The sequence below is a fragment of the Actinoplanes sp. NPDC000266 genome (assembly GCF_042899005.1).
In the GTDB taxonomy this organism is placed as follows: Bacteria; Actinomycetota; Actinomycetes; order Mycobacteriales; family Micromonosporaceae; genus Actinoplanes.
The window spans coordinates 89,120-113,620 of sequence record NZ_JBIAZI010000009.1 but is presented as its reverse complement, the minus strand read 5'-3'; the positions used below and the strand labels follow the sequence as shown (position 1 = coordinate 113,620).

Annotated in this window: 26 protein-coding genes; 15 read left to right on the top strand and 11 right to left on the bottom strand. The window is 70.8% G+C overall.

Annotation, left to right across the window (positions count from 1 at the left end; genetic code table 11):
• The first annotated feature begins 25 nt into the window (after positions 1-25).
• Positions 26-1,408 (top strand): type VII secretion protein EccB, encoded by a 1,383-nt coding sequence (eccB, locus tag ACFY36_RS33695; RefSeq protein WP_499749959.1) that lies wholly within the window; start codon positions 26-28, stop codon positions 1,406-1,408.
• Here eccB and ACFY36_RS33690 read toward each other — a convergent pair whose 3' ends face one another.
• A complete protein-coding gene (locus tag ACFY36_RS33690) occupies positions 1,409-2,002 on the bottom strand; it encodes a hypothetical protein (RefSeq protein ID WP_499749958.1) in 594 nt (197 codons plus the stop codon).
• Positions 2,003-2,166: 164 nt separating this feature from the next.
• On the opposite strand from ACFY36_RS33690, the gene ACFY36_RS33685 reads away from it, so the two are divergent.
• Together ACFY36_RS33685 and ACFY36_RS33680 are read left to right on the top strand one after the other, a co-directional pair.
• Positions 2,167-2,697, top strand: a complete 531-nt coding sequence (locus ACFY36_RS33685) for a peptidylprolyl isomerase (RefSeq protein WP_499749957.1) — start codon at positions 2,167-2,169, stop codon at positions 2,695-2,697.
• 14 nt (positions 2,698-2,711) lie between these two features.
• Complete coding sequence (locus ACFY36_RS33680) at positions 2,712-3,620, top strand: rhomboid family intramembrane serine protease (protein ID WP_499749956.1); 909 nt, start codon at positions 2,712-2,714, stop codon at positions 3,618-3,620.
• On the opposite strand, the gene ACFY36_RS33675 is transcribed toward ACFY36_RS33680, so the two are convergent.
• The gene (locus ACFY36_RS33675) at positions 3,605-4,027 is read right to left on the bottom strand and encodes a PH domain-containing protein (protein WP_499749955.1); all 423 of its coding nucleotides are present in this window, start codon (positions 4,025-4,027) and stop codon (positions 3,605-3,607) included. The genes ACFY36_RS33680 and ACFY36_RS33675 overlap by 16 nt on opposite strands.
• 48 nt (positions 4,028-4,075) lie before the next feature.
• Here ACFY36_RS33675 and ACFY36_RS33670 point away from each other — a divergent pair, with 48 nt between their 5' ends.
• Positions 4,076-4,510, top strand: coding sequence for a hypothetical protein (locus tag ACFY36_RS33670; protein WP_498693335.1), 435 nt, complete (start codon positions 4,076-4,078; stop codon positions 4,508-4,510).
• 6 nt (positions 4,511-4,516) lie between these two features.
• Here the strand turns inward: ACFY36_RS33670 and ACFY36_RS33665 are convergent, their stop codons facing one another.
• A complete protein-coding gene (locus ACFY36_RS33665) occupies positions 4,517-5,380 on the bottom strand; it encodes a transketolase family protein (protein WP_499749954.1) in 864 nt (287 codons plus the stop codon).
• Positions 5,381-5,383: 3 nt separating this feature from the next.
• Positions 5,384-6,064: a thiamine pyrophosphate-binding protein gene (locus ACFY36_RS33660; protein WP_499749953.1), complete on the bottom strand. Its 681-nt coding sequence runs from the start codon at positions 6,062-6,064 to the stop codon at positions 5,384-5,386.
• 45 nt (positions 6,065-6,109) lie between these two features.
• Here ACFY36_RS33660 and soxR point away from each other — a divergent pair, with 45 nt between their 5' ends.
• Positions 6,110-6,550 (top strand): redox-sensitive transcriptional activator SoxR, encoded by a 441-nt coding sequence (gene soxR / locus ACFY36_RS33655; protein ID WP_499749952.1) that lies wholly within the window; start codon positions 6,110-6,112, stop codon positions 6,548-6,550.
• Positions 6,547-7,341, top strand: a complete 795-nt coding sequence (locus ACFY36_RS33650; protein WP_499749951.1) for an HAD family hydrolase — start codon at positions 6,547-6,549, stop codon at positions 7,339-7,341. The genes soxR and ACFY36_RS33650 overlap by 4 nt, the downstream gene beginning before the upstream one ends.
• A gap of 529 nt (positions 7,342-7,870) precedes the next feature.
• On the opposite strand, the gene ACFY36_RS33645 is transcribed toward ACFY36_RS33650, so the two are convergent.
• From ACFY36_RS33645 to ACFY36_RS33635, 3 genes are read right to left on the bottom strand one after another with little or no spacing between them, the layout of a single operon-like run.
• Positions 7,871-8,692 (bottom strand): alpha/beta fold hydrolase, encoded by an 822-nt coding sequence (locus ACFY36_RS33645; RefSeq protein WP_499749950.1) that lies wholly within the window; start codon positions 8,690-8,692, stop codon positions 7,871-7,873.
• A gap of 60 nt (positions 8,693-8,752) precedes the next feature.
• Positions 8,753-10,255: an arylsulfotransferase family protein gene (locus ACFY36_RS33640; RefSeq protein WP_499749949.1), complete on the bottom strand. Its 1,503-nt coding sequence runs from the start codon at positions 10,253-10,255 to the stop codon at positions 8,753-8,755.
• A 30-nt stretch (positions 10,256-10,285) separates the two neighbouring features.
• Positions 10,286-11,458 carry a glycosyltransferase family 4 protein gene (locus ACFY36_RS33635; protein WP_499749948.1) on the bottom strand — a complete coding sequence of 391 codons (1,173 nt, stop codon included), beginning with the start codon at positions 11,456-11,458 and terminating at the stop codon, positions 10,286-10,288.
• A gap of 25 nt (positions 11,459-11,483) precedes the next feature.
• On the opposite strand from ACFY36_RS33635, the gene ACFY36_RS33630 reads away from it, so the two are divergent.
• Both ACFY36_RS33630 and ACFY36_RS33625 read left to right on the top strand, forming a co-directional pair.
• A complete protein-coding gene (locus ACFY36_RS33630) occupies positions 11,484-12,344 on the top strand; it encodes an Fpg/Nei family DNA glycosylase (protein ID WP_499749947.1) in 861 nt (286 codons plus the stop codon).
• Between the two features lie 171 nt (positions 12,345-12,515).
• A complete protein-coding gene (locus ACFY36_RS33625; protein WP_499749946.1) occupies positions 12,516-14,105 on the top strand; it encodes a sugar transferase in 1,590 nt (529 codons plus the stop codon).
• Here the strand turns inward: ACFY36_RS33625 and ACFY36_RS33620 are convergent.
• Positions 14,102-14,950 (bottom strand): poly(ethylene terephthalate) hydrolase family protein, encoded by an 849-nt coding sequence (locus ACFY36_RS33620; protein WP_499749945.1) that lies wholly within the window; start codon positions 14,948-14,950, stop codon positions 14,102-14,104. The genes ACFY36_RS33625 and ACFY36_RS33620 overlap by 4 nt on opposite strands.
• Before the next feature lie 149 nt (positions 14,951-15,099).
• On the opposite strand from ACFY36_RS33620, the gene ACFY36_RS33615 reads away from it, so the two are divergent.
• Positions 15,100-16,290, top strand: coding sequence for a histidine kinase (locus ACFY36_RS33615; RefSeq protein WP_499749944.1), 1,191 nt, complete (start codon positions 15,100-15,102; stop codon positions 16,288-16,290).
• Positions 16,287-17,030: a LytR/AlgR family response regulator transcription factor gene (locus ACFY36_RS33610; RefSeq protein ID WP_499749943.1), complete on the top strand. Its 744-nt coding sequence runs from the start codon at positions 16,287-16,289 to the stop codon at positions 17,028-17,030. The genes ACFY36_RS33615 and ACFY36_RS33610 overlap by 4 nt, the downstream gene beginning before the upstream one ends.
• A gap of 216 nt (positions 17,031-17,246) precedes the next feature.
• Here the strand turns inward: ACFY36_RS33610 and ACFY36_RS33605 are convergent, their stop codons facing one another.
• The 3 genes from ACFY36_RS33605 to ACFY36_RS33595 form a co-directional block, all read right to left on the bottom strand.
• Positions 17,247-17,780, bottom strand: coding sequence for a hypothetical protein (locus tag ACFY36_RS33605; protein WP_499749942.1), 534 nt, complete (start codon positions 17,778-17,780; stop codon positions 17,247-17,249).
• A gap of 592 nt (positions 17,781-18,372) precedes the next feature.
• Positions 18,373-18,867 (bottom strand): RNA polymerase sigma factor, encoded by a 495-nt coding sequence (locus ACFY36_RS33600; protein ID WP_499749941.1) that lies wholly within the window; start codon positions 18,865-18,867, stop codon positions 18,373-18,375.
• Positions 18,864-19,001 carry a hypothetical protein gene (locus ACFY36_RS33595; RefSeq protein WP_498693363.1) on the bottom strand — a complete coding sequence of 46 codons (138 nt, stop codon included), beginning with the start codon at positions 18,999-19,001 and terminating at the stop codon, positions 18,864-18,866. The genes ACFY36_RS33600 and ACFY36_RS33595 overlap by 4 nt, the downstream gene beginning before the upstream one ends.
• A gap of 196 nt (positions 19,002-19,197) precedes the next feature.
• On the opposite strand from ACFY36_RS33595, the gene ACFY36_RS33590 reads away from it, so the two are divergent.
• The 5 genes from ACFY36_RS33590 (at position 19,198) to ACFY36_RS33570 (ending at position 24,485) form a co-directional block, all read left to right on the top strand.
• Positions 19,198-19,878 (top strand): response regulator transcription factor, encoded by a 681-nt coding sequence (locus tag ACFY36_RS33590; RefSeq protein WP_499749940.1) that lies wholly within the window; start codon positions 19,198-19,200, stop codon positions 19,876-19,878.
• The gene (locus ACFY36_RS33585) at positions 19,875-20,879 is read left to right on the top strand and encodes a HAMP domain-containing sensor histidine kinase (protein ID WP_499749939.1); all 1,005 of its coding nucleotides are present in this window, start codon (positions 19,875-19,877) and stop codon (positions 20,877-20,879) included. The genes ACFY36_RS33590 and ACFY36_RS33585 overlap by 4 nt, the downstream gene beginning before the upstream one ends.
• Before the next feature lie 70 nt (positions 20,880-20,949).
• Positions 20,950-22,455 (top strand): DUF4153 domain-containing protein, encoded by a 1,506-nt coding sequence (locus ACFY36_RS33580; protein WP_499749938.1) that lies wholly within the window; start codon positions 20,950-20,952, stop codon positions 22,453-22,455.
• Between the two features lie 30 nt (positions 22,456-22,485).
• A complete protein-coding gene (locus ACFY36_RS33575) occupies positions 22,486-22,872 on the top strand; it encodes a DUF485 domain-containing protein (protein ID WP_499749937.1) in 387 nt (128 codons plus the stop codon).
• A complete protein-coding gene (locus ACFY36_RS33570) occupies positions 22,869-24,485 on the top strand; it encodes a sodium/solute symporter (RefSeq protein WP_499749936.1) in 1,617 nt (538 codons plus the stop codon). Before ACFY36_RS33575 ends, ACFY36_RS33570 begins: the two co-directional genes overlap by 4 nt.
• Positions 24,486-24,501 lie beyond the last annotated feature (16 nt).

Below are 24,501 nucleotides of genomic sequence, written 5' to 3'. Positions count from 1 at the left end.
AGACAGTGGCCTCTAGAGTGACAGGGTGCCGTCGCGTCAGGACCAGCTCCATTCGTACCAGTACTCGCTTCAGCGAGTGGTGGCGGCGCTGGTCACCCACGACCCCGACCCGCAGCGTTCGCCACTGCGCCGGGCCGGTACGACTGCGCTGGTCAGCCTGCTGATCGCCGCGCTCGCGGTGCTCGCCGCCACGATCTACGGCGTCATCACCGGCAACAGCAACGTCAGCCCCAAGGACGCGAGCGTCGTCTTCCAGGAGAAGGGCACCGGCGCCCGGTTCGTCTATTCGGAGGCCGACAGCCGGCTGCACCCGGTGCTCAACTACGCCTCCGGCCTGCTGCTGGCGAACGCCGAGGCGCCCGCCATGAAGGGCATCTCGTCGGAGAAACTGGCCACCGTGCCGCTCGGCGACCCCCTCGGGATCCCGGACGCGCCCGACTCCCTGCCGGGCAAGAAGGCGCTGCTCACCGAGCGCTGGTCGGTCTGCACCGACAACTCGTCGGGCTCACCGCTGAGCACACTGCTGGCCGGCGTCCAGCTCACCGACGGCACGGTCCTGGCCCAGGCCGGCCAGGCGCTTCTGGTGAGCGACCCCGACGACCGCACCTATCTGATCTCCGGCAACCGGCGCTTCGCCATCCCCGCGAACCGGCTCGACGTCACGCTGAACACGCTGCGCCTCGGCGCCCAGTCGCCGTGGCCGGTCTCGGTGGCCTGGATCAACGCCGTGCCGGCCGGCCCCGACCTGGTCGCCCCGCGGATCGCCGGCGTCGGCGGCAACTCGGCCGGCAGTGACTTCCGGGTCGGCCAGCTGGTCACCGACTCGCGGCAGGTGGCGGTGATCCTGGCCGACGGCAAGGCCGTGCTGACCGAGATGCAGGCCGCCCTGATGCGCACGGTGCCGGGCGCGCGGGAGCCGATCGCCGTCGGCAACGACTTCCTGAGCATCCCCACGTCGCAGACCCGCGTCAGCGACGCCGGCGATCCGGACGGGCTACCGCCGGACCTGCCCACGCTGGCCGAGGGCACGCCGTCCCGGGCCTGCGTCACCCTGCCGATCGACAAATCCGGCGCCGGCATCCGGATCGATCCGACCACGCCACAGGGCCTGGCCGTGGCCGGCGTACCCGGCGCCGACAACAGCGTGCGGGCCGACCGGGTCTTCGTCGAGCGCGGCAAGGGCGCGGTCACCGTCTCCGCCGCCTCGCCGACCGCGCCCGCCGGGTCCGGCACGGTCAGCGTCGTGACCGACACCGGCCGGCAATATCCGCTGGCCGGCCGGGCCCTGCTGACCAAGCTGGGCTATGGCGGCGTACGTCCTCAGCAGATACCGGCCGAGCTGATGTCGCTCATGCCGATGGGCCCGGCGCTGGATCCAGCGCGGGCCCGTCAGACAGCTCCGCAGTGACTACAGGGTCTTCGGCGCCGGGTTGGGCACCGTGCCGTTCGGCGACGACGTGAAGGCCTGCGGCTCGTCCGGCTCGAACGTGGCGTCGTCCGCGCTCGTGCTCCGGTTCGTGGTCAGCGGGGCGGCCGGCTCGTACTCGTCCCACTGGGCGGCCCGGCGGCGCTTGTTGACGTACGCCGCGCCGACGCCGACGGCCGCGCCGAGCAGAGCGAAACCGAGAAGCTTGGAACCGCGGCCCTTCTTCTGCTTGCGGTTCACCGCCTTGGTCGCGCGCTTCTGAAGCTTCTTGGCTTCCTTCTTGTTCTGCTTGGCCGACTTCTTGCTGACCTTGCCGGCCTGCTTCACGTTGTCACTGGCGGCCGCCACCAGCGGCGTGATGGTCGCCACAGCACTGCCCCAGCCGCTGGTCGCGGCGTCCTTGGCCTTCACGGCGGCCGGCTGGACCCGGTCGACCGCGGCGGTCAGCGTCGGGCCCACGGTCGCGCTGGTCTCCTGCGCTGCCAGCGTCGCCGCGCGCTTGAAGTGATCCACGCCCTGATTGAGCTCGTTCTTCATCCGCCGGTTCCGGCTCTTACGGCGCATCGTTGCCAACACCAGTGCCCACCTCCTGTGGCTCTCTCCCACGTCATCGTGCCCTGCTTCGGTACCCCCGCGCTGCCGCTTTCAGACACATGGGGGAGGATCCGAACTGCAAAGAACTGTCCAATCGCCCCCTGAGAGGTACCTGTGGGGCGACCGTGACACAGACAGGAGTACCCGTGGCCGAGACGCTTTACGCCACCCTGCACACCAACCATGGCCCGATCCGGCTGCAGCTGTTCCCGGATCACGCCCCGGCGACCGTGCGCAACTTCGTGGAGCTCGCGGAGGGCACGAAGGACTACGTCGACCCGCGCACCGGCCAGAAGGGCAACGGCCCCTACTACGACGGCACGATCTCGCACCGGGTCATCGCCGGCTTCATGATCCAGCTCGGCGACCCGACCGGCACCGGTCGCGGTGGCCCGGGCTTCCAGTTCGCCGACGAGTTCCACCCGGAGCTCCAGTTCGACCGCCCGTACCTGCTCGCCATGGCGAACGCCGGCCCGGGCACCAACGGCTCGCAGTTCTTCATCACGGTGGCCCCGACCCCGCACCTCAACCGTCGGCACACCATCTTCGGCCAGGTCGCCGACGAGCAGTCGGCCAAGGTCGTCGACTCGATCGCGACCACGGCGACCGGCCCCGGCGACCGTCCGCGCGAGGACGTCGTCGTGGAGCGGGTGGAGATCGAGCGTTCGCAGTCCTGAAGTACCGTTGATACATGAGTGAGGCTCCCTCGACGGTCCCGGTCTGCTACCGCCATCCGTCGCGGGAGACCTACATCCGGTGCACCCGCTGTGACCGGCCGATCTGCCCCGATTGCATGAACGAGGCGTCCGTCGGTCACCAGTGCCCGGAGTGTGTCGCGGAAGGCAAGCGAAGCCAGCGGCCGGCGCGCACCGCTTTCGGCGGCAGCCGCGCCGGCGCCGGCGGCTACGTGACACGCACCCTGATCGGCCTCAACGTGGCCGTGATGGCCCTGTCGGCGATCCTGGGCGGCGCCACGGCGCTCGCCGGGGCCGGCGGATGGTTCGGTCTCATGGGGTCCGAGACGCCGCTCACCCGATGGGGTGAGGTGCTGGGCTACGCGCCGTACGTGCTCGGCGGTGAGGCACACGGCATCGCCGCCGGCGAGTGGTGGCGGCTGGTCACCGCCATGTTCCTCCATTACGGCATCCTGCACCTGGCGCTGAACATGTGGCTGCTCTGGCAGCTCGGGCGCTACCTCGAGATCCAGTTCGGGCCGTGGCGCTTCGCCGCGCTCTATCTGCTGGCCGGTCTCGGCGGCAACGTGGCGGCCTATCTGTTCACGCCGCAGAACCAGCCCGCCGCCGGCGCCTCGACCGCGATCTTCGGGCTCTTCCTGGCCATGATCGTGGTGAACCGGCGGCTCAAGCGCGACATCAGCCAGCTCATCCCGCTGCTGGTGGTCAACCTGCTCTTCACTTTCGCCGTGCCGAACGTGTCGATCGCCGGCCACCTCGGCGGCCTGGTCATCGGTGGCGCGGTCGCCTACGTGCTGGCCTACGCCCCGATGCGCAACCGCGGCCGGGTCCAGCTCATCGGCTGTGCGGCGGTGTTCCTCGTGCTGTTGATCGGTGCGGTCGTACGGACTCAGATGTTGCTCTGAGAGGCGGAGACCCGCAGGTCGGCCAGGGCGGTGGCGACCTCCTCGGGCTCGGTGCCCAGGTCGTGAGTGCTGAAAAGGTAGATCGCGTCGCCCGCGTCCAGCTCGAGCATCTCGCTGCGGAGACCCCGATGGGTGCGGCGGTCCACCCGTACCCTCTCGATCTGATCCCAGAGCAGGCGGCGACGGCGCGCGAACCCGGCCACCACCGTGACCCCGGACGGGTCCGCCGCCAGGCGGACCGGCCTGATCAGATCGCGCAGCGCCCACAGCGCCAGCGCGACGCCGGCGACCGCGGCGAGCACCCATCGGATCGGGTCACCGCCGGCGAAAGCCAGCGCCAGCACCGCCACCGCGACCGCGCCCATCAGCTTCGAGACCGGGAGGACCGGCTTCACACGCCACTGCATGCCCCAACTATGCAGTGACTTCCTCGCGCCGGCACCGTTGAACGCCGTATGGACGTGTTCTCCCGTACGTTCCTCCCCGCCGCCGCCGAGGCCGGTGTCGCCATCCCGACCGTGAGCCGGCACATGCCCATCTTCCGCCGCTGCATCGAGCCGGACGAGAAGACCGTGCTGGTCAGCCGATGTCTGCGGCCGGACGCGCCGATGGCCGGCGAGTTCATGCTGGTGCTGACCTATCGCCGGCTGGTGGTGACCCAGGAGACGAAGGTGCTGCACCGGCTCAAGCTGCATCTCAACGCCAACCTGCGGCATCTCAGCAACGTCTCGTGGCAGCCGGAGCCGGCACGGTCCAGGGTGGACGTGACGGCGACCGCGGTGGACGGGGTGCGGGAGCGGTTCCGCATGCGGCTGAGCAGCCCGAAGGCCGTGATCCATTTCGACCAGCTGCTGCAGAACGTCTTCCGGCCGCGCGCTATCGCGGCTTAGAGGCCTTCAGAGGAAAGCGCTGATCGAGGCGCGCAGGCCGGCGGCGTCCAGGCCGTGGGCCCGAGCGTGGTCGCGCCACGTGCCGTACCGCCGCACCTCCGCCTTGCCCACGCCCAGATGCAGCGCGCGATGCGGAAGGCCCGTCAGGGCCGCGCTGACCGCCGCCGCCGAGGTGCCGGCCAGGTAGGGCTCCACCATGATCACCTCGTGCTCGGTGAGCGCGCGCAGACCGTCGGCGTCCAGCGGGCGCGGCGTGTTCGTGTACGCCACGGTGACGTCCAGGCCACGGGTCGCCTCCAGCACCGGATCGAGCATCGGCCCGACCGCCACCACCAACGGGCCACCCCTCGTGATGACCTGCAGGGAGGGCGCGACGTACGCCCGCCGGTTCTCCTGCGCGCTGAGCCGGACGTAGACCCGGTCGTCGTGCCGGGCGGCGTCCCGCAGCAGCGACGACACCTCGTCGCGGTGACCCGGCACGTGCACGGTCCAGCCGTCGAGCGTGTCCAGCAGCGCCACGTCGCCCGGCGACTGATGCGTGTAGCCCTCGGCCGCCGCGTCGTAGGAGCCGCCGATGCTGACCAGCACCGCGCCCACGTCCTGATGACCGAGGTCCAATTTCACTTGCTCGTACGCCCGGTCGATGAGAAACGGTGCGTACGAATGCACATAGGGCCGCATCCCGGTCAGCGCGAGCCCACCGGCCACGCCGGTCATGAGCTGCTCCCGGATGCCGACGTTGATCACGCGGTCGGGGTGCCGGCGCCGGGCCGGGGCGAAGGACTCGGCCGAGATGTCGGCCAGCACCAGCGCCGTACGCGGATCGTCGGCGAGCAGTTCCGTGGTGGTGTCGATGAACGTCTGCCGCATCTTTCAGCTCCCCTTCTTCTCGACCGTCGCGATGATGAGATTCGGGCTTTCGTGCGTCTTCTGAAGGGCGCATTCCAGCTCGCTGTGGTCGTGCCCGTCGACGATCGCGACGTCCCAGCCGATGAACCGGGCGGCGATCCCGCCGGGCCAGCCGTGGGTGGACGACTGGTTGTCGATCACGATGGCGGTCAGCGGCAGGCGGGTCGCGCCGGCGTACGCGATGGCCTCGTGGTTGGAGCCCTCGTCCAGCTCGGCGTCGCCGGCCAGCACGAAGGTCCGCGTGGTGGTGAAGCCCTGCGCCCGCAGGCCCAGCGCGGTGCCGACGGCCAGACCCAGGCCGTGCCCGAGCGAGCCGGTGCCGACCTCGACACCCGGAATGCGCACGCGGTCCGGATGGTGGCCGAGCGGGCTGTCCCATCCGCCGAGATCGTCGAGCGCCGATTCCGGGATGAAGCCCTTGGCGGCCAGCACGGCGTAGTAGGCGGCCGGCCCGTGGCCCTTGGAGAGCAGGAACCGGTCGCGGCCGGGATCGTCGGCGGTCTCCGGGCTCACCCGCAGCACGCGGTCGTAGAGGACCCAGAGGACGTCCAGCGTCGAGTGTGCGCTCGGCGCGTGCTTCTCGTCGCCGGTCAGCCGCCGCAACAGCGGACGGAGCCGGTCGGTGTGCATCGCGGTGACGGTCATGAGGATAGGCTGCAAGTTGAAGTTCACTTCAACTCAAGGACCCTCATGGAGACCCTGACCATAGGCGACTTCGCGGCTCGCAGCGGCGTGGCGCCCTCGGCCCTGCGCTACTACGAGCGCGAGGGCCTGATCCGCTCCACCCGCACCGGCGGCAACCAGCGCCGTTACGACCGCGCCGAGCTGAGGCGGGTCGCGTTCATCCGCATCGCGCAGCAGGTCGGCGTCTCGCTGGAAGAGATAAGAACGGCTTTGGCCGACCTTCCGGAGAACAGGACACCGACCAAAGCGGACTGGGCCAAGCTGTCCGCCCACTGGCGCCACCGCCTGGACGAGAAGATCGCCCTGATGGAACGTCTCCGCGACCAGCTGAGCGGCTGCATAGGCTGCGGCTGCCTGTCCCTGAACCGCTGCAAGCTGATCAACCCCGGCGACCGCCTCGCCTCCGACGGCACCGGCCCTCAGGTCCTGCTCAACCCGGTCTCATGACGATCCGCGCGGTCGTCACCGACCTCGACGGCACGGCCGTCCCCACCGGCGACGTGATCACCCCGGTCACCCTGACCGCGGTGAGCCGCCTGACCGTCCCCCTGATCGCGGTCACGGCCCGCACCCCGGCCGGCGTGCGACGCCTGGGCCGTTTCGCGGACCGCCTCGCACTCGCCGTGAGCAACGGCGGCGCCCTGGGCTGGAACCCGGCGACCGGCGCGACGCTGTGGGAGGAGGTCATCGCCACGGAGGAGCTGCGCTCCCTGATCGACTTCGCCCGCGCGCTGCCCGGGGTGGGCATGTCGGTGTTCGGCGTCGACGCGTGGAAGATGACGCCGTCGTACCTGCGCCTGCGCGGCCACACACCTCGCGAGCCGTGGCGGTCGGTTTCGCTGGACGCTCTCGCCGACCGGCCGGCCTACGGTGCCGTCTTCCGCCACGCGACGCTGACCTCCGACGAGATGGTCACGCGGCTGGCCGAGGCCGGCTTCACCACGAGACTGAACGTGACGTACTCGGCGGACCACCTGGTCGACATCGGACCTCTCGGCGTCGACAAGGCCTCCGGCACGCGCCGCGCCCTAGGCTTGCTGGGCGTGCACCCGTCGGACGCTGTCGCCTTCGGCGACATGCCGAACGACCTGGCGATGTTCGCCTGCTGCGGCCAGTCGGTGGCCATGGCCAACGGACACCCGGCCGTACGGGCGGCCGCCACCTTCACCACCGCGTCAGCCGCCGACGACGGCTTCGCCCGGGCCCTGGAAAAGCTGGGCCTGTCCACGGACGAGTGACCCGACTGAACGGCCGGCCCTCTCGAAACCACTATCCCTGTGGACACGAACGAGAGGGGCACGCGGACATGACAACGCCGTCACCCGACCCGCTGCCGTTGCGCTGGGCGACGATCCTGACCATCGCGGCGATGGCCGGCCCGGTCACCGGAACGTTGACCTTCGCACAGGCCGGCGCCTGGCGCGGCCCCGTGCCTGGCCGCCGACGTGGCCCAGGAGGCGATGATCGCTGCCTACCGCGAATGGGACGTCGTGGAATGGCCCAAGACGTGGGTACGGCGCGTGGCCCACGGCGTGGCCTCCGGCGCTGCGGGACGAGGTCGAGAGGCACTCGCCGGCGGTCGACGGCATGCCGGGGGTGTTCGAGGTTCAGTGCGGGGCGGTCAGCGGGGTTGTCGCCGGCCGGAGGCCGGCGTGACCCGGCAGCACAGCCCGGCGGCGGCGTGAGGGCGTGGCCAACGACGGCCCGGCTATTACGGCGGGGGCCTCTTGCTGACCCCGTACCTCCGAAAGAGCCGGCGCCGGAAATCTAAGCGTGGGTGTGGTCCCGGAGGAACGGGAGCATGAGCGCCACCACCTCGTCGGGGAACTGGGTGTGGGGATAGTGGCCCGCGCCCTCGATCATGGCCAGCTGGGCGTTGGGCATGGTGGCCACGATGGCCTCGCCCTCGGCTCGGGGGTCGGCCCAGTCGGGGTCGAGGGTGCCCTGGATGATCAGGGCGGGAACCTTGACGTTGGCCAGCTGGGCGCCCGCGTCGGCCGGCGTCGACTGGCCCATCTTCTGCAGCGCCTTCATCCGGCCCGGCTCGGCCAGCATGGCCGCGCTGCGGTCGAGCTGGGCCGGCCAGTCCGCCGGCTTGCGGCCGGGGTAGGCCACGTCGAGGTAGCGGTGCCACCACTTCGTGCTGCCCAGGATGCCGGCGGCGAGCAGCCTGATCATGCCGGTGCGGTACCGCTTCACGCGCAGGCCGCCCAGGCTGATCGACTGCTTGCGGGTGAACGGGCCGAGCTCGACGACCCCCACGATCAGCTCGGGCGCCTTCGCCGCGGCGATGGTGGCGGCGCCGCCCGAGATCGAGTGGCCGACGAGCACGGCCGGGCCGCCCAGGTGGCGGATCACCGCGATCAGGTCGCCGGCGATGTCGGTGCGGGTGTACGACGGCCAGACGGCGCTCGACTCGCCCGCGCCGCGGATGTCGACCGCGGCCACCCGATATCCGGCCTCGACCAGCTTCGGGACGACGAACCGGTACGCGTCCCGACTGTTGCCCATGCCGTGGGCCAGGACGACCAGCGGACCTTCACCGGTCACCTCGTACGCGATGGTGCCGCCCTCGACTTCGACAAACATGACAACCTCCAGCAGTGGCTAAGTCCGTTAGCTAAAAGCTAACGCGATTAGCCATCACTGTCAAACACGGACCGGGATCGCCGACGAGACGCCCAGGAGAGCGCCCTTCTCGTCGAGTGCCTCCGCCACGACGTACTCCGGAGTGCCCGGAACCGTGAGTGTGGTCTCGAAGCCGGACCGGGGCGCCTCGATCGTGCCGCCGGTGAGCACGTCGGGCTGGGCGCCCCAGCGGGCCCGCCACCTCGCGACCGCGGTGGCGCCGTTCCAGCTGGCCGAGACGATCACGTTGCCGCCGTCGGCGCGCAGGCCGAGCGCCGGGCGGTCGAGCGGATCGGCGTCCCACTCGGCCTTGTAGGCGCGGTACGACTGGTTGTCGAGCGGGATGTGGCCGGCGAACCGCACCGAGCCGTCCGCGTTGTGCTCGGTGAAATGCGGCATCTGGCCCCATCCGATGAAGGAGCCGCCGTCGGCGAGCTCCCGGAAGTTGCCCTGCGTCGGCGCCGAGATCCGGTCGGGGTGCACATATTCCGCGACGAATGCCGTCTTCTTGGCGTCTTCATCCACTGTGAACACGACGCCGCGCGAGTAGTCGCGGACCTTGGTCACTCCGGCCCCGTTGTCGAAGACGCTCCACGAGCCGTCCCGGCGCTGCCGGAAGTCGTGCTGCCAGGCGAAATTTGTCCGCTCGTCGACCGCGAAGTCGGACTTCTTGCCGCCGATCCGCCAGCGGACGGCGCCGGTCTTCCGGTCGATCTTGTAGACGGCCCAGGTGTGCCGGGCCGAGACGATCAGATCCCCGTCGGCGGCCAGGCCCACCGAGTTCGCGTGGAAGTAGTCGTAGGGCAGGTGGGCGGAATCGCCCTGCGGCAGCGGCGCGTACGACTCGTCCACGCCGACGTGGTCGCTGGACCGCCACTCGAACAGCTTCCGCCCGGTGGCGATGTCGATCTCCTGGATCACGCCGTCGTGCAGGACCCCGTCCTTCGGGCCGCCGACCGACGTCAGGTCGTACGCCTTCGGGTCGTACACCCAGAAGAGCGCCGTGTCCTGCGGCGTGATGATCAGGTCGTGCTGGTCGGCCTGCTCGGTCCCGGCCGCGCGGACCCGGGTGATCTCCCGGTACGACCGGTCGGCGATCACGAACTCGCCCTGACCGACCCCCTGACCGCCGGTGCCGCCGATGGTGCCCTCCCACCAGGTGAGCACCGGCTGCTTCCGGTACCGCTGCACCTTGAAGTCGATCGACACGGTGGCCGGCGGCGGCGTCTGCCGGAACCAGACCGGCGAGCCGGTCTCGTCGACCATCAGCGGTCCCCACAGGCTCGTGCCGGAGGCCGGGCTGAACAGCAGGTGGCCCGGCGCCGTCCCGGACGCCGGGGTCGTGATCGTGATGTCGGCGATGTTCTGGAAGTCGGGACGGGAGGAGTATTTCGGCGTGGCGCCGCCTGGGGAAGGCGTCACCGAAGCCGCGGGCGTGCCGATCGCGTAACCGAAGCCGCCGCCGGCGACTCCGGTGAGCGCGGCCGCGCCCGCGCCGATCAGGAGGTTTCTTCGGGTCGTCACCGACCGAGCCTTCCCCGGCCGGCGCGCCTTCTACCTCGGCGAGCGCTCGGAGTTCGCTGAGAGTCCGGCGTAGATCTCCAGGAGCCGGGCGGTGAGCACGTTCGGGTGGAAGTGGTTCAGATAGCGCTCGCGGGCCGCCTTGGCCCGGGCCGGGGCCTCGTCGCGGGCCAGCGGCAGCGCGGCCGCGATCGCCTCCGGCTCGGGCGGCACGACCCAGCCGGTGTCACCGACCAGATAGGGGATGCCGCCGACCTCGGTGCCCAGCACCGGCCGGCCGGCCGACAGCGCCTCCAGGATCACCGTCGGGAGCACGTCGTTCCAGGTCGGCGTCGCGATCACCACCGCCGAGGCGCGGCGCATCGCCTCCATGCCCGATTTGTCGAGAATGCCGAGATATTCGACATCATTCCGCTCCGATGACACCCGCTCGGCTAAGGGGCGCAACTCCCCGTCGCCGGCGATGCGCAGCGTGCCCAGCGAACCGTCCGGATGCCGCTGCCAGGCGTCGAGCAGCAGGCCCAGGCCCTTCTCGGGGGAGAGCCGGGCGCCGTAGAGGAACCCCTCGCCCAGCGGCTCGGGCTCGCCCGGGTCGGGCAGGCCGTTCGGCTTGATCACGATCCGGTCGTCCGCGATGCCGTAGTCGCGCAGATGCGCGGCGATCCGGTCGGTGAGCGCGATGTACCGGTCGACCGAACGCCACGTCGGCCGGTGCACGGCGAGCGTGGTCGCCATCAACGCGCTCTGCGCCGACGAGCCCCGGTAGCACTTGTGCTGCACGGCCGGCCAACCGATGATCTTGCCCCGGCAGTCCTGGCAGTTGTGCCCGTCGCGGAAGTACAGCCCGGACGAGCAGACCTGGCGGTAGTTGTGCACGGTCTGCACCACCGGGACCCCGTGCTTGTGCGCGGTCCGGACGACCCAGGGCGAGAGCAGGGGGTACGGGTTGTGCAGATGAAGCACATCCGGCCGTTCCGCCTCGAGGAGCTGGGCCAGATCGCGCTGGGCGGCCCGCCCGTAGATCGGCGAGAGCGGCAGCAGCGCCTTCTCGGCCAGGGGCAGCTCACCGATCGAGTCGGAGCTGCGCTGGAACGGGATCACCTCGGCCCCGGCCGCGCGGAGCTGGCCGATCTCGGTGTCCACGATGACGTTCTCACCGGACGGCATCGCTTCTCGATACCGGTTGTGCGCAACGACGACCTTCACGCTCGGAAACGCTACCGTTGATGCCGTGCCCGAACTCCCTGAGGTCGAGGCGCTCGCGGCCTATCTGCGTGAGCGCGCGGTCGGCCACACCGTGCAGCGCTTCGAGGTCTCGTCGTTCAGCGCCCTGAAGACGTACGACCCGCCCGCCACCGCCGTCAACGGCCTGGAGATCACCTCCGCCGGACGGCACGGCAAGTTCCTCGACATCGGCCTGGGCCCGGAGATCCATCTGGTGATCCACCTGGCCCGCGCCGGCTGGCTGCACTACCGCGACGCCTTCAAGTCGCCGGCCCCGCTCAAGCCGGGCAGCGGTCCCATCGCTCTCCGGGTACGCCTCGACGACGGCTCCGGCTTCGACCTGACCGAGGCCGGCACCCAGAAATCCCTCGCGGCCTACCTGGTGCGCGACCCGGCCGAGGTGCCGGGCGTGTCGCGGCTCGGCCCCGACGCGCTGGCCGTCTCGCGCGACGAGTTCGCCGAGCGCGTCCGAGGGCGCAACGGCCAGGTCAAGGGCGTGCTCGTCGACCAGGAGGTGCTGGCCGGCATCGGCAACGCGTACTCCGACGAGATCCTGCACGTGGCGAAGATGTCGCCCTTCGCGCTCACCGGCAAGCTGACCGACGAGCAGATCACCACGCTCTACGAGGCGATGCGCGAGGTCGAGACCGACGCGGTGGCGCGCTCGGTCGGCCAGCGGGCGGCCGAGCTCAAGGGCGAGAAGCGGGCCGGCATGCGGGTGCACGCGCGCACCGGGCTGCCCTGCCCGGTCTGCGGCGACACGGTGCGGGAGGTGTCGTTCGCCGACAAGAGCCTCCAGTACTGTGCGACCTGCCAGACCGGAGGCAAGCCTCTCGCCGACCGACGCCTGTCCAAGTTGATCCGTTAGCGCCGCAACGGTCACCCTGCGTACAGGAGTGGGAAAGCGGCCTGAACGTCCGCTTCTTTCCGCCCGATCCATCGGTATAGTGGCCCGGTCCAACGTGAGCGTCACACGTTCGAGCAAGCCCCGGAGTCGCGGCTGCCCTCGAATCCCGTGGCGGTGCGTAATCTTTTCCGGATGCGGGAGGACGTAGGCGAGGTGACCGCTAGCCTGCATCGCCCAGTTACCGACAGCAGCCGGAGCAGACCCGTGCCGTACGACAGCTTCGAGTGGCAGCAGGAGCCGCCGCCGAGCAACGGCGTACCCCGATCGGCCTGGACCCGGCAGCACAAGCGCCTGTCGCGCTGGCACCGCCCGTACACGGCGGTCCTGGTCTTCCTCGATCTTCTCGCGGTGTTGTCGGCGAGCTACCTCGCCGCGACGTACCTCGAGAAGGCGAAGTCCGGCTTCCAGGAGCGGTCGCTCGGGTTCCTGCACGGCGCCGAGCTCTTCTACTTCTTCGCGTACCTGGTGCTGCCGCTCGGCTGGCTGATCCTGCTCTGGGCCAACGGCACGTACGACCGCCGCTACCTGGGCCTGGGCAGCGAAGAGTTCAAACGCATCGTCCGCACCTCGGTCACCGTCGTGGCCTGCGTGTCGCTGCTGGCGTTCGCCACCAAGACCCAGCTCTCGCGTGGCACGGTCGCCCTGGTCTCGCTCAGCGCGGTGCTGTTCCTGCTGCTCGACCGCGTGCTGGCCCGCCAGGTGCTCCATTTCGCCCGGCGGCGCACCGGGCACGGCGCCCACCGGATGATCCTGGTCGGCACCCTGCCCGAGGCGCTCGAGGTCTACACGGCGGTGACCCGCAGTCCCGCCGCCGGCCTGATCCCGGTCGCGATCCACATCACCGACGGTTACGCCGCCGCCCGCGGCATAGAGACTCCGGTGCCGGTCTACGCGGCCCGCGACGTGCTCGCGCTGGTGCGTGAGGTCGGCGCCGACACCATCGCGGTCTGCGGCTCGGCCAGCGCCGAGCCGGGTGAGCTGCGCCGCCTGGCCTGGCAGCTCGAGGGCACGGGCGTCGACCTGGTGGTCGCGCCGCAGCTCACCGACATCGCCGGCCCCCGGGTGCACATCCGCCCGATCGAGGGCCTGCCGCTGCTGCACGTCGAGGAGCCGACCCTCTCCGGCCCCGGCTGGCTGATCAAGAACCTGATCGACCGGGTCGCCGCCGGCCTCGGCCTGCTGCTGCTCAGCCCGATCCTGCTGATCATCGCGATCGGCATCCGGCTGTCCGACCCGGGCCCGGTCTTCTTCCGCCAGCCTCGCGTCGGCCACGAGGGCCGCACGTTCCGGGTCTGGAAATTCCGGACGATGTACGTCGACGCGGAAGAGCGCAAGCGCACGCTGGAAGAGCTCAACGAGTCCGACGGCATGCTCTTCAAGATGAAGAACGACCCCCGGATCTTCGCCTTCGGCGCCAAGCTGCGGGCCACGTCGCTCGACGAGCTGCCCCAGCTGATCAACGTGCTGAAGGGCGAGATGTCGCTGGTGGGCCCGCGCCCGCTGCCGGCCGACGACGGCGACTATCTGGGCGACGTCCGCCGCCGCCTGCTGGTCCGGCCGGGCATCACCGGCCTGTGGCAGGTCTCCGGCCGTTCCGATCTTTCATGGGACGAGGCCGTACGCCTGGACCTGTACTACGTCGACAACTGGTCCCTGACGTACGACCTCAGCATCCTCTGGCGAACGATCTGGGTCGTGCTCAAGCGCAAGGGCGCTTATTAAGCATGCGGGCAGGTGGCCCGGTACTCCTGGATCGTTGATCCGGACGGGGCCGGGCACAGGAACTGGTCGTAGCGGGTGTCGTTGTCGATGAAGCGCTTGAGCCACGACAGCGAGTACTTCGCCACGGTCACGTTCGTCGAGGTCGGCGCCGAGTGGCTGGCGTTGTTGAGTTCCAGGTACGCCTTGTCCGGCGCCGACGTCATGCTCGTGTAGAACGGCTCGGAGTGTGAGCTGACCGGCGCCACCGTGTCGTTCTCGGCCCCGATGATCATCGTCGGAACCCGGTCGGTGCTCCAGCTCTTGGTGCCGTGCCAGGGAGTCAGCGGCACGGCCGCCTGCAGCGAGGGCCGGGTCCGCGAGGCCGAGAGGCTGCCGCCGCCACCCATCGAGTGCCCCATCACGCCGAGCCGGGTGGCGTCGATCCGGGTGCGGACCGAGCTCTGCCCGGTCAGATAGTCGAGCGCGGCCAGCAGCTGCGTGCCCCGGCTGTCGGGCTGGTCGAGCGTGCTGTTGGTGTCGATGGTGATCACCACGAAGCCCTGCGAGGCCAGCCGCGGCCCGAGCCACGACACGCTCGACTGCGACGCGGTGAATCCGGGCGAGATCGCGACCGCTCCGAAGGTGCCCGACGCGGTGCTGGTGGGGTAGTAGATCGTGCCGCCGCCGAAGCCGCTGACCGACGAGCGGGCCACGGTGACCTGGGCGATGGCGAACGATCCGCGGCTCGCCTCGATGCTGGCGGTGGTGGGGGCCGGTCCGCGCTCGTAGGGGTTGGCGGCTTGAGCGGGTGCGGCCGGCGCGGCGACGGCGAGGACGACCGCGGCGATCAGCGCGAGTCTCTTCATGGAGCACTCCCTGGGGTGTGGGGTGTCGCACGTGTATCGATGTAGATCGATTGTTGATCGCGGTGTTACCGGCCGGTAATCCCAATTGGCACCCTGCCAACACGGTATGACCATTGGACGAAACGACCCGTAGCCGTCAATATCTGCTCGTGGCTCAGGTCGGAAGCGTGCTCGCGGTCGTTGCTGTGCTCGCCGCCCTGGCCGCCGCCGTCCTCGCCGTGATCCGGCTCCGGGCCCGCCGCGGCATCGCCACCGCCATGCAGCGGGCCACCTACGACGTACTCCACACCGCCGCCCTGGCCGCCGAGCCGCTACGCGCCGGCTTGAGCCCCGCCTCGGCCGGCAAGGCCGCCCGCCACCTGCGCGCCCTGGTCGGCGCGGCCGGCCTGACCATCGCCGACGGCGACCGCTGCCTCGCCTTCGACGGCCGCGGCAGCCACCACTCCGAGCAGTTCACCGCCGCCGCCACCCGCGCCCTCGACACCCACCGCTCGGTCGTGCTGGCCGCCGCCGACCTGCCCTGCGACCGCGTCGACTGCGTGGTCCGCGGCGCCGTCGTCGCCCCGCTCTCCGGACCCGACGGCCGGGCCGCGGCCGCCCTGGTCGCGGTGGCCGACGACCACCCCGCGCCCGGGCTGGTCCAGGCGACCCTGGAGACCGCCCGCTGGGCCGCCACCCAGATCGCGCTGGCCGAGCTCGAGTCGTCCCGCGAGCGCCTGGCCCGGGCCGAGGTGCGGGCGCTGCGGGCCCAGATCAGCCCGCACTTCATCTACAACGCGCTGACCGCGATCGCCTCGTTCGTGCGCACCGACCCGGAGCGCGCCCGTGAGCTGATCCTCGAGTTCGCCGAGTTCACCCGCTACTCCTTCCGGGCCCACGGCGACTTCACCACCCTGGCCGAGGAGCTGCGCTCCATCGACCGCTATCTGACGATCGAAAGAGCGAGGTTCGGAGACAGGCTTCAGGTACGCCTCCAGATCGCCCCCGAGGTCCTACCCGTCGGACTGCCCTTCCTGTGCCTGCAGCCGCTCGTGGAGAACGCCGTCCGCCACGGTCTGTCCCGTAAGCCGGGCGTCGGTATGGTGAGCATCGAGGCACAGGACGCCGGTGCCGAATGTCACATCACGGTCGAGGACGACGGCGTCGGCATGGATCCGGAGGTCTTCGCGGCGGGCGGGCCCGAGACCGACGACGGGCAGCACGTGGGCCTGGCAAATGTTGACGAGCGCCTGCGCTCGGTCTTCGGCGACCACTTCGGCCTGGTCGTGGAGACCGCGCCCGGCGCCGGGACGAAGGTGAGCATGCGAGTGCCGAAGTTCCACCCGGGAGTACGAGCGTGAGCCTTGTCGTGCTGGCCGTCGACGACGAGCCACCCGCCCTCGACGAGCTGGCCTACCTGCTGAACGCCGACGGCCGGGTGGCACACGTGCACCGCGCCGGCGACGCCACCGAGGCGCTGCGCGTGCTGCGCGACACCGAGGTCGACGCGGTCTTCCTGGACATCCGCATGCCCGGCCTCGACGGCATGGAGCTGGCCCGCATCCTGCGCCGCTTCGCCCGCCCACCCGCCATCGTCTTCGTCACGGCCTACGACGACGGCGCCGTCGACGCCTTCGACCTGGGCGTCACCGACTACGTCCGCAAGCCGGTCCGGGCCGAACGCCTGGGCGAGTCCCTCCGCCGCGTGGCCGGCCTGCGCACGGTTCCCGCGGCTGCTCCGGCCCAGCCCGCCGACGAGCCGGCCATCCCGGTCGAGCTGGCCGGCACCACCCGCATGCTGCCCCGATCATCGGTCCGCTGGGTCGAGGCACAGGGCGACTACGCCCGCCTGCACACCTCGGACGCCTCCCACCTGGTCCGCGTCTCCCTGGCCACCCTGGCCGACCGCTGGGCCGACGCCGGGTTCGTCCGCATCCACCGCTCTTTCCTGGTGCAGATCCGCCTGATAGCCGAGCTACGCCTGACCCCGTCGGGCTACGTGGTGAACATCGACGGCGTGGAACTCCCGGTGAGCCGCCGCCACACCCGCGAGCTGAAGGACCGTCTGATCCGCGCGGCCAAGCACGACTGGCAGCGCTGACCACACCCCGCTCCCCACCCAATCCACACAGTTATCCACAGCCCCACACCCTTGTCCACAGGGTTATCCACAGGCAAACCGTGGATAACCCTCCTGGCGACCGCTCCGAGCAGCCCGCCAACTGCCTTTCCGCGTATCGCGCCACCTCGTTGGCCGCCGACGCCTCCCCCCTGTTTCAGCGCGCTTGTCGGGGTGCTGGCGGCCAAGCCCTGGGTTTCACGGCAGGGCGTCCCAAGCCTTGATCCGCAGAAGGAGCTCGCCGTCCTGCCCAGGCTGCTCGACGTTCAGGCGAACCAGGGTCCGTTGCGGCTCGGGGCCGGCAGTCATGAGGCAGTACGTCCGGTCCTCGCGCAGCGGCAACTGCGAGCCCGGCGTCTCCTCGATCGCCTGGGCGCAGTCGCCGGGTGTCACGTCGGCCGCCGGGATCATCGCCGCCCGCACGCCGCCGCCGCTGTTCAGGAGCGAGTCGCCGCTGTTCGGGGACGCCGTGATCCGCACCGGGCCGTCGTCGACGATCTTCGGCTCGTCCAGGTTCAGGCTCTGCGGTCCGGTGTCCCCGATCGGCACGGCGACCAGGGTCGCGGGATAACGCAGCCGGTACGTCGCCGCGCCCCCCACCGACGGCGACGACGACCCGATCGGCCCCGGCGGGGTCGACGCGGGCCGGGACGGCCCGGGCACCGAGGGCGAGCCGGCCGAGCCACCCCCCGACGGCGAACCAGAGGACCCACCCACAGAGGGCGAACCCACAGCGCCACCTGCGGAGGATGAGCCACCGGGAGTGGAGCCGGCGGGGCCACTCCCAGAGGATGAGCCGGCGGGACCGCCTCCGTGAGTGGAGCCATCAGGGCCTCCTCCGGACGATGAACCGGCGGGCCCACCTGCGAAGGGTGAACCGGCGAGGCCGCCCGCGAAGGGTGAACCGGCGAGGCCGCTCCCAGAGATCGAGCCCGCCGGGCCGCCCGCGGAAGGCGAGCCGGCGGAACCTCCGGCGAAGGAGGAACTGACAGGGCCGGCGAATGAAGGAAACCTGACCGAGCCGCCCGCCGGAGGCGAGGCCGCCGCGCTGGAAGACGGTGGCGGGGGCGTCGGCAAAGGTTCCGTGAAGACCACGGCGCCCGTCGTCGCCTGCTGGAAGCCGTATGTCACCCCGAAAGCCGCGATCACCACCGCCGCGACCACGCCGGCGCGTGCCCGCAGCTCCGGACCCCTGCGCTGGCGTGGAACACAGGCCGCCGACCTCCTCAAGTCGGCCAGGCCCGCCTCGAAGTCGAACGACAAGCCGGCCAGCGCCTCCGCCTCCGCCCGGGAGAAGAGCGCACGCTCCTCCGGCGTCAGCACCTCATCGGCCATGATCCATCTCCTTCTGACGGGCCAACAAGGGCCGCAGGGTCTCGCGGGCTTTCTGCAGCTGTGATCGCACGGTCGAGGGGTTGCGGCCGAGCAGCGAGGCGATCTCCCCGATCCGCAGGCCGTCGTAGAGCAGCGACATCACCTCGCGCGCCGGCCCGTCCAGGACGCGCAGAACATCGAGGGCTTCGGTTCCGCCGTACGCGTCGTCCTCGGCGACCCGCACGAGGGGCGCCATCCTGGTCAGGCCGGTCCGCTGCCGTACGGCATGACGGGCCCGATCCACCCGGATCCGCTTCGCCGTGGTCAGCACGTACGTCTTCAGGGCCGGCTCCGACGACCGGTCCAGTTCGGACCATTGCCGGTAGAGCCGCAGCATGGCCTCCTGGGCCACGTCCCCGGCGTCCTGCTCGCCGAGGCCCTCCACCCTCATCCGGGCGAAGAGCCACCGGAAGTTCTCCCGATAGAACGCGTCGAAGGCCGTCACGGCGCGTCATCCGAAGAAGACCGCCAGGTGATGCGGAGGTCGAAGTGGCGGATGCGCAGGCCGGGCAGTTCCGCCACCATCCAGTTGATGACCTGTGCGACCAGCGCACCGACCAACGGATCGATGATGTCCAACTGATCCCCCTTTACCGTTTAAATACGGTTATGGGGGAAACGCTCGGGCCCGCGAAAATGTCCGTGGCTACTCTGATCTCCACAGGTTGTTCACAATCTCCGCGCCCGGCCCGCACGGATGATCAATAGGCTCACCGCCGTCGGCCGGTGGGTCACGGGGGCGCACCGGCCGCCACGACGAGGAAAGGTGGGGGCCGTGGAGACGGAGCGACGGGTCCTGGTCGTCGAGGACGAGAAGACGATCGCCGAGGCGGTCGCGGCGCGGCTGCGGGCCGAGGGCTTCACGGTCGAGGTGGCCGGCGACGGCCCGTCGGCGGTCGAGGCCGCACGGCGTACGCCACCCGACGCCATCGTGCTCGACGTGATGCTGCCGGGCTTCGACGGCCTCGAGGTGTGCCGCCGCATTCAGGCCGAGCGCCCGGTGCCGATCCTCATGCTGACCGCCCGCGACGACGAGACCGACCTGCTGGTGGGTCTCGCCGTCGGCGCCGACGACTACATGGTCAAGCCGTTCTCGATGCGCGAGCTGGCCGCCCGGGTTCACGCGCTGCTGCGCCGGGCCACGAAGACGAAACCCGAGAAGCCGGCGTCGCTCCGCTTCGGTGACCTCGAGATCAACCAGGCCGAGCGGCGGGTGACCCGGGCCGGTGTCGAGGCCCATCTGACGCCGACCGAGTTCGACCTGCTGGTGCACCTGGCCGCGCACCCGCGCACGGTCCTCCCGCGCGAGCGCCTGCTCGCCGACGTCTGGGGCTGGGCCGACGCCTCCGGCACGAGGACGGTCGACAGCCACATCAAGGGCCTGCGCCGCAAGCTGGGCTCCGACCTCATCCGCACGGTCCACGGGGTGGGCTACGCGCTCGAGGTGGAACGGTGAAACTGAAACTGCCCCGCCCGCTCGATCCGGTGCGGTCGATCAAGATGAAGATCATCATGGTGCTGTTCGCCGGTGGCTTCAGCGGTCTGGTCTGGTTCTACCTGTGGCTGGGCTGGTTCCCGATCTGGACCGGTGTCACCGCCACGGTCATCGGCGTGATCATCGTGCAGTTCCTGGCCCGCGGCATGACGTCCCCGCTGCGGGAGATGACCACGGCGGTCCGGGCCATGGCGCAGGGCGACTACGACCGCCGGGTGCGGGCCACCTCGGCCGACGAGGTCGGCGAGCTGGCCGCCGCCTTCAACCAGATGGCGGCCGACCTGGGCGCGGCCGACCGGCAGCGGCGCGAGCTGATCGCGAATGTCTCGCACGAGTTGCGTACGCCCATCACGGCCCTCCAGGGCCTGCTGGAGAACATCGTCGACGGGGTGGCCGAGGCCGATCCGGCGATGATGCGGACCGCCCTGGCCCAGACCGAGCGGCTCGGCCGCCTGGTCACCGAGCTGCTCGACCTGTCCCGGGTCGACGCCGGGGTGACACCGCTGGCCAGCCACCCGATCGACGTATCGGCCTTCCTGCACGACGTGGTGCGCGAGGCCGAGGTCAACGCGGCCGGGGCCGGGCGTGACGTGCTCTTCAAGGTCACATCGCCCGGGATCGTCGTGCCGGGCGACCGGCAGCGGCTGCACCAGGTCTTCGCCAACCTGGTCGACAACGCGGCCCGGCACAGCCCGCCCGGCGGCACCGTCGAGGTGCGCGCCGAGCGCCGCGGCGAACACCTGCTCGTCTCGGTGGCCGACGAGGGCGAGGGCATCCCGCCCGGCGAACGCGACCGCGTCTTCGAACGGTTCACCCGCGGCGAACGGCCGGCCGGCGGCGGCACCGGCCTCGGCTTGGCCATCGCCCGCTGGGTGGTGCAGATGCACCGCGGCACGATCGCCGTGGTCGACCCCGAGCGCGGCCGTCCCGGCTGCCACATCCAGGTGACGTTGCCACTTTGAGCAAGACCTCACAAAGCCCGCTTGGCTGACCAGGCGGGCCGGTCGATGCTGCCCTCACGGAGGTAGAGCCATGTCCATCACCACGAACCCACCGGACTGGAAGACACGGCCTCTTCACGGACCCTGGCCGTCCGCCGCGCCCTGGTGGCGGCAATGGCCCGGCCCGGGCCTCCCGGCGAGCGGCGCCACGGCGGGCGCCGTCCTGGCCGCCGCCGGCGTGGTGGCGTTCAGCCTTCCGCTGGGCCCACCCGGCGTAGGCTGGCTGGTCAGCGCGCTGGCGGCGGTCGCGGCCCTGGTCGTGGCCCGGCTCGCGCCGGCCCGCCCACGGGCTATCGGTGACAACAGCACTCGTTCGGATGTGCTGCCGAAACCCCGGTTGAGCCCGGAGCGCCTCGCCTGGTCGACAGCCACCGTGGCCCTGCTCGCCGTCAGCACCCTGCGCGCGGCCGGCTGGCTCTTCGCCCTCTGCCTGGTGACGGCGACGCTGACCGCCGCCCTCGCACTGGCCGGCGGCCGTTCCATGCGGAGCATCTTCGCCGGATACACGATGTCGGTCGTCGCGCCCTTCCGCGCCCTGTCCTGGCTGCGGAGAGGGCTGAGCCGCGGCGCCAGCATGCGCGTCGCCGCCACCGCCATCGTCTCGGTCGTGCTGCTCGTGGCCTTCGGCGCGCTCCTGGCCTCGGCCGACCTCTACTTCTCGCAGGCGATCGACGCGGTCATGCCCGACCTCAACGGCGCCTCGATCTTCCGCTGGGTCTTCATCGGCGGCCTGGCCACCATGATCGTCGGCGGGGCCGCCTTCCTGACGAGCGCCCCACCCAACCTGTCGAGTTTGGACACCACCGAGGGCCGCAAGGTGCGCCGCTGGGAGTGGGCGATCCCGCTGTTCCTGCTCACGATGCTGTTCGGCGCCTTCGTCGGCGTGCAGGCCGTCGTGCTGTTCGGCGGCAACTTCGTGGTCGCCGAATACGCCAACGCCGCCCGCAACGGCTTCTTCCAGCTCAGCGCGGTCACCGCCCTGACCCTGGTGGTGCTGGCCGGCGCCGCCCGCTGGGCGCCCCGGGACAAGCCCGCCGACCGCCTGCTGATCCGCGTCATCCTGGGCGCGCTGACCACGCTCACGCTGGTCATCGCGGCGACCGCCCTGAACCGGATGACCATCTACACCGCCGAGTACGGCCTGACCCGCCTGCGCCTGCTGGTCTTCTGCTGTGAGCTCTGGGTCGTCTTCACCCTGCTCCTGGTGCTGCTCGCCGGCGTACGGATAAAAGCCTCCTGGCTGCCGCGAGTGGCCATCGCGGCCGGAGTGCTCGCCCTGCTCGGCCTGGCCGCCGCCAACCCGGACGCGCTGATCGCCGAGCGCAACATCCACCCGGCCAACGGCCGGGAGATCGACCTGGTCTATCTCCAGAACCTCTCGCCCGACGCCGTGCCGGCCCTGATCGACATGCCCGGCGACCGCCGGAACTGCGTCATCGCCCAGATCGACATCCGGAGCGGCGATTGGCGCAGCTGGAACTGGGGCCGGGAGCGGGCGCACCAGTTGATCGACCCGAATGCCCGTTGCGGGTCTTGACATCCTGTCCGGGGCGGACAGACTCCCGGCATGACCCCCGATGACGAGACCCCCAGACGGACGAGGGTCGTGCTCGGGGAAGTCGCGGCCCGCAGCCGCCCCGCCGACCGGACCCGCACCGACCTCGCGGAACAGACCCCGGTGGGCGAGGCGCTGGTCAAGGGCCTGATGCGGGCCCAGCTGGCGCTCGCGCTGCGGCTCGCGCTGGTCGTGGTGATCGCGCTCGGCGCGCTGCCGCTGCTGTTCGTGGCCGCGCCCGGCGTCGCCGAGTTCAAGATCTTCGGCATCTATCTGCCGTGGGTGCTGCTCGGCGTGGCCGCGTTCCCGTTCCTGCTGGTCGTGGGCTGGGCCTACGTGCGCTGGGCCGAGCGCAACGAGCAGGACTTCATCGCCGTGATCCGCCGGCCCGAACGGTGAACCCGTACGTCGTCCCCGGCCTGGTGGTCGTGGTGCTGGTGACCGTCGGCATCGGCGTCTACGGGCTGCGCTTCGCCCGGACGACCTCGGATTTCCTGGTCGCCTCGCGCTCGGTGAGCCCGGCCTGGAACGCGGCCGCGATCAGCGGTGAATATCTGTCGGCGGCGTCCTTCCTGGGCGTCGCCGGCCTGGTGTTGCGCTACGGCGTCGACGTGCTCTGGTACCCGGTGGGCTTCGCCGCGGGCTATCTGGCCCTGCTGCTGTTCGTGGCCGCGCCGCTGCGGCGCTCGGGCGCGTTCACCCTGCCCGACTTCTGCCAGGTACGGCTCGGCTCGCTGACCCTGCGCCGGCTGGCCAGCGTCTTCGTCGTCTTCATCGGCTGCCTCTACCTGGTGCCGCAGTTGCAGGGCGCCGGGCTCACCTTCACCACGGTCACCGGCGGCTCGTACGTCTGGGGCGCCCTGCTGGTCGGCGTGGTGGTGACCGCGAACGTGGCCCTCGGGGGCATGCGGGCGATCACCTTCGTGCAGGCCTTCCAGTACTGGCTGAAGCTGACCGCGCTCGCCGTCCCGGTGATCTTCCTGGTGCTGCAATGGCAGTCGGACGGCCGCCCCGAGGTCACTCCCACGGTCTTCCCGGCCGCGACCACGGTCGTCGTCGAGCAGGACGCGGTGATCGACGGCCAAGCCGTACAAAAGGGACAGGAACTTACGTATCAGAAGGGCGAAGAGGTTCCGGTCGTCAGCACCGTGGACAGCCAGTTCGACGCCGACTGGCTCCTGCCCGGCGGCGACGGCACGCTCTTCGCCACGTACTCCCTGATCCTGGCCACCTTCCTCGGCACCATGGGCCTGCCCCACGTGCTCGTGCGCTTCTACACGAACCCGGACGGCGCCTCGGCCCGTCGCACCACCCTGGTCGTGCTGGGTCTCGTGGGGCTCTTCTATTTATTGCCGACTTTGTACGGGGTTCTCGGGCGCATCTACACACCACAGCTGCTCATGACGGGCCGCACCGACGCGGTCGTCCTCCTGCTGCCCGAGGCCGCGCTCGGCGGCGGTCATCTCGGCCGGCTCCTGGCCGCTTTGGTCACCGCGGGCGCGCTCGCCGCCTTCCTCTCCACCTCCTCCGGCCTGCTGACCAGCGTGGCCGGCGTGGTCTTCACCGACGTGCTGCACGCCGGCCGGGGCGGTTCGGTCCGCGACTTCCGCCTGGCCACGGTGCTGGCCGCGATCGTGCCCATCGTGCTGTCGATCTACGCCTCCAACATGGACGTCTCGCGGGTGGTGGGCCTGGCCTTCGCGGTCGCGGCGTCGAGCTTCTGCCCGCTGCTCGTGCTCGGCATCTGGTGGCGGCGGCTGACCGACGTGGGCGCGATCGCCGGCATCCTGATCGGCGGCGGCGCCTCGATGGCGGCCGTCCTGATCACCGTGCTCGGCCCGCCGCTGGACGGATGGTTCGCCGAGTTCATCGGCGAGCCCGCCGCGTGGACCGTGCCGCTGGCCTTCTTCGTCATGGTCACCGGCTCGCTGCTGACCGGCCGCCGGGTGCCGCCCGATGTCGGGGCGACCATGCTCCGCCTGCACGCGCCGGAGTCGTTGCGGGTGTCATGACCTGCTACTTTCGAAA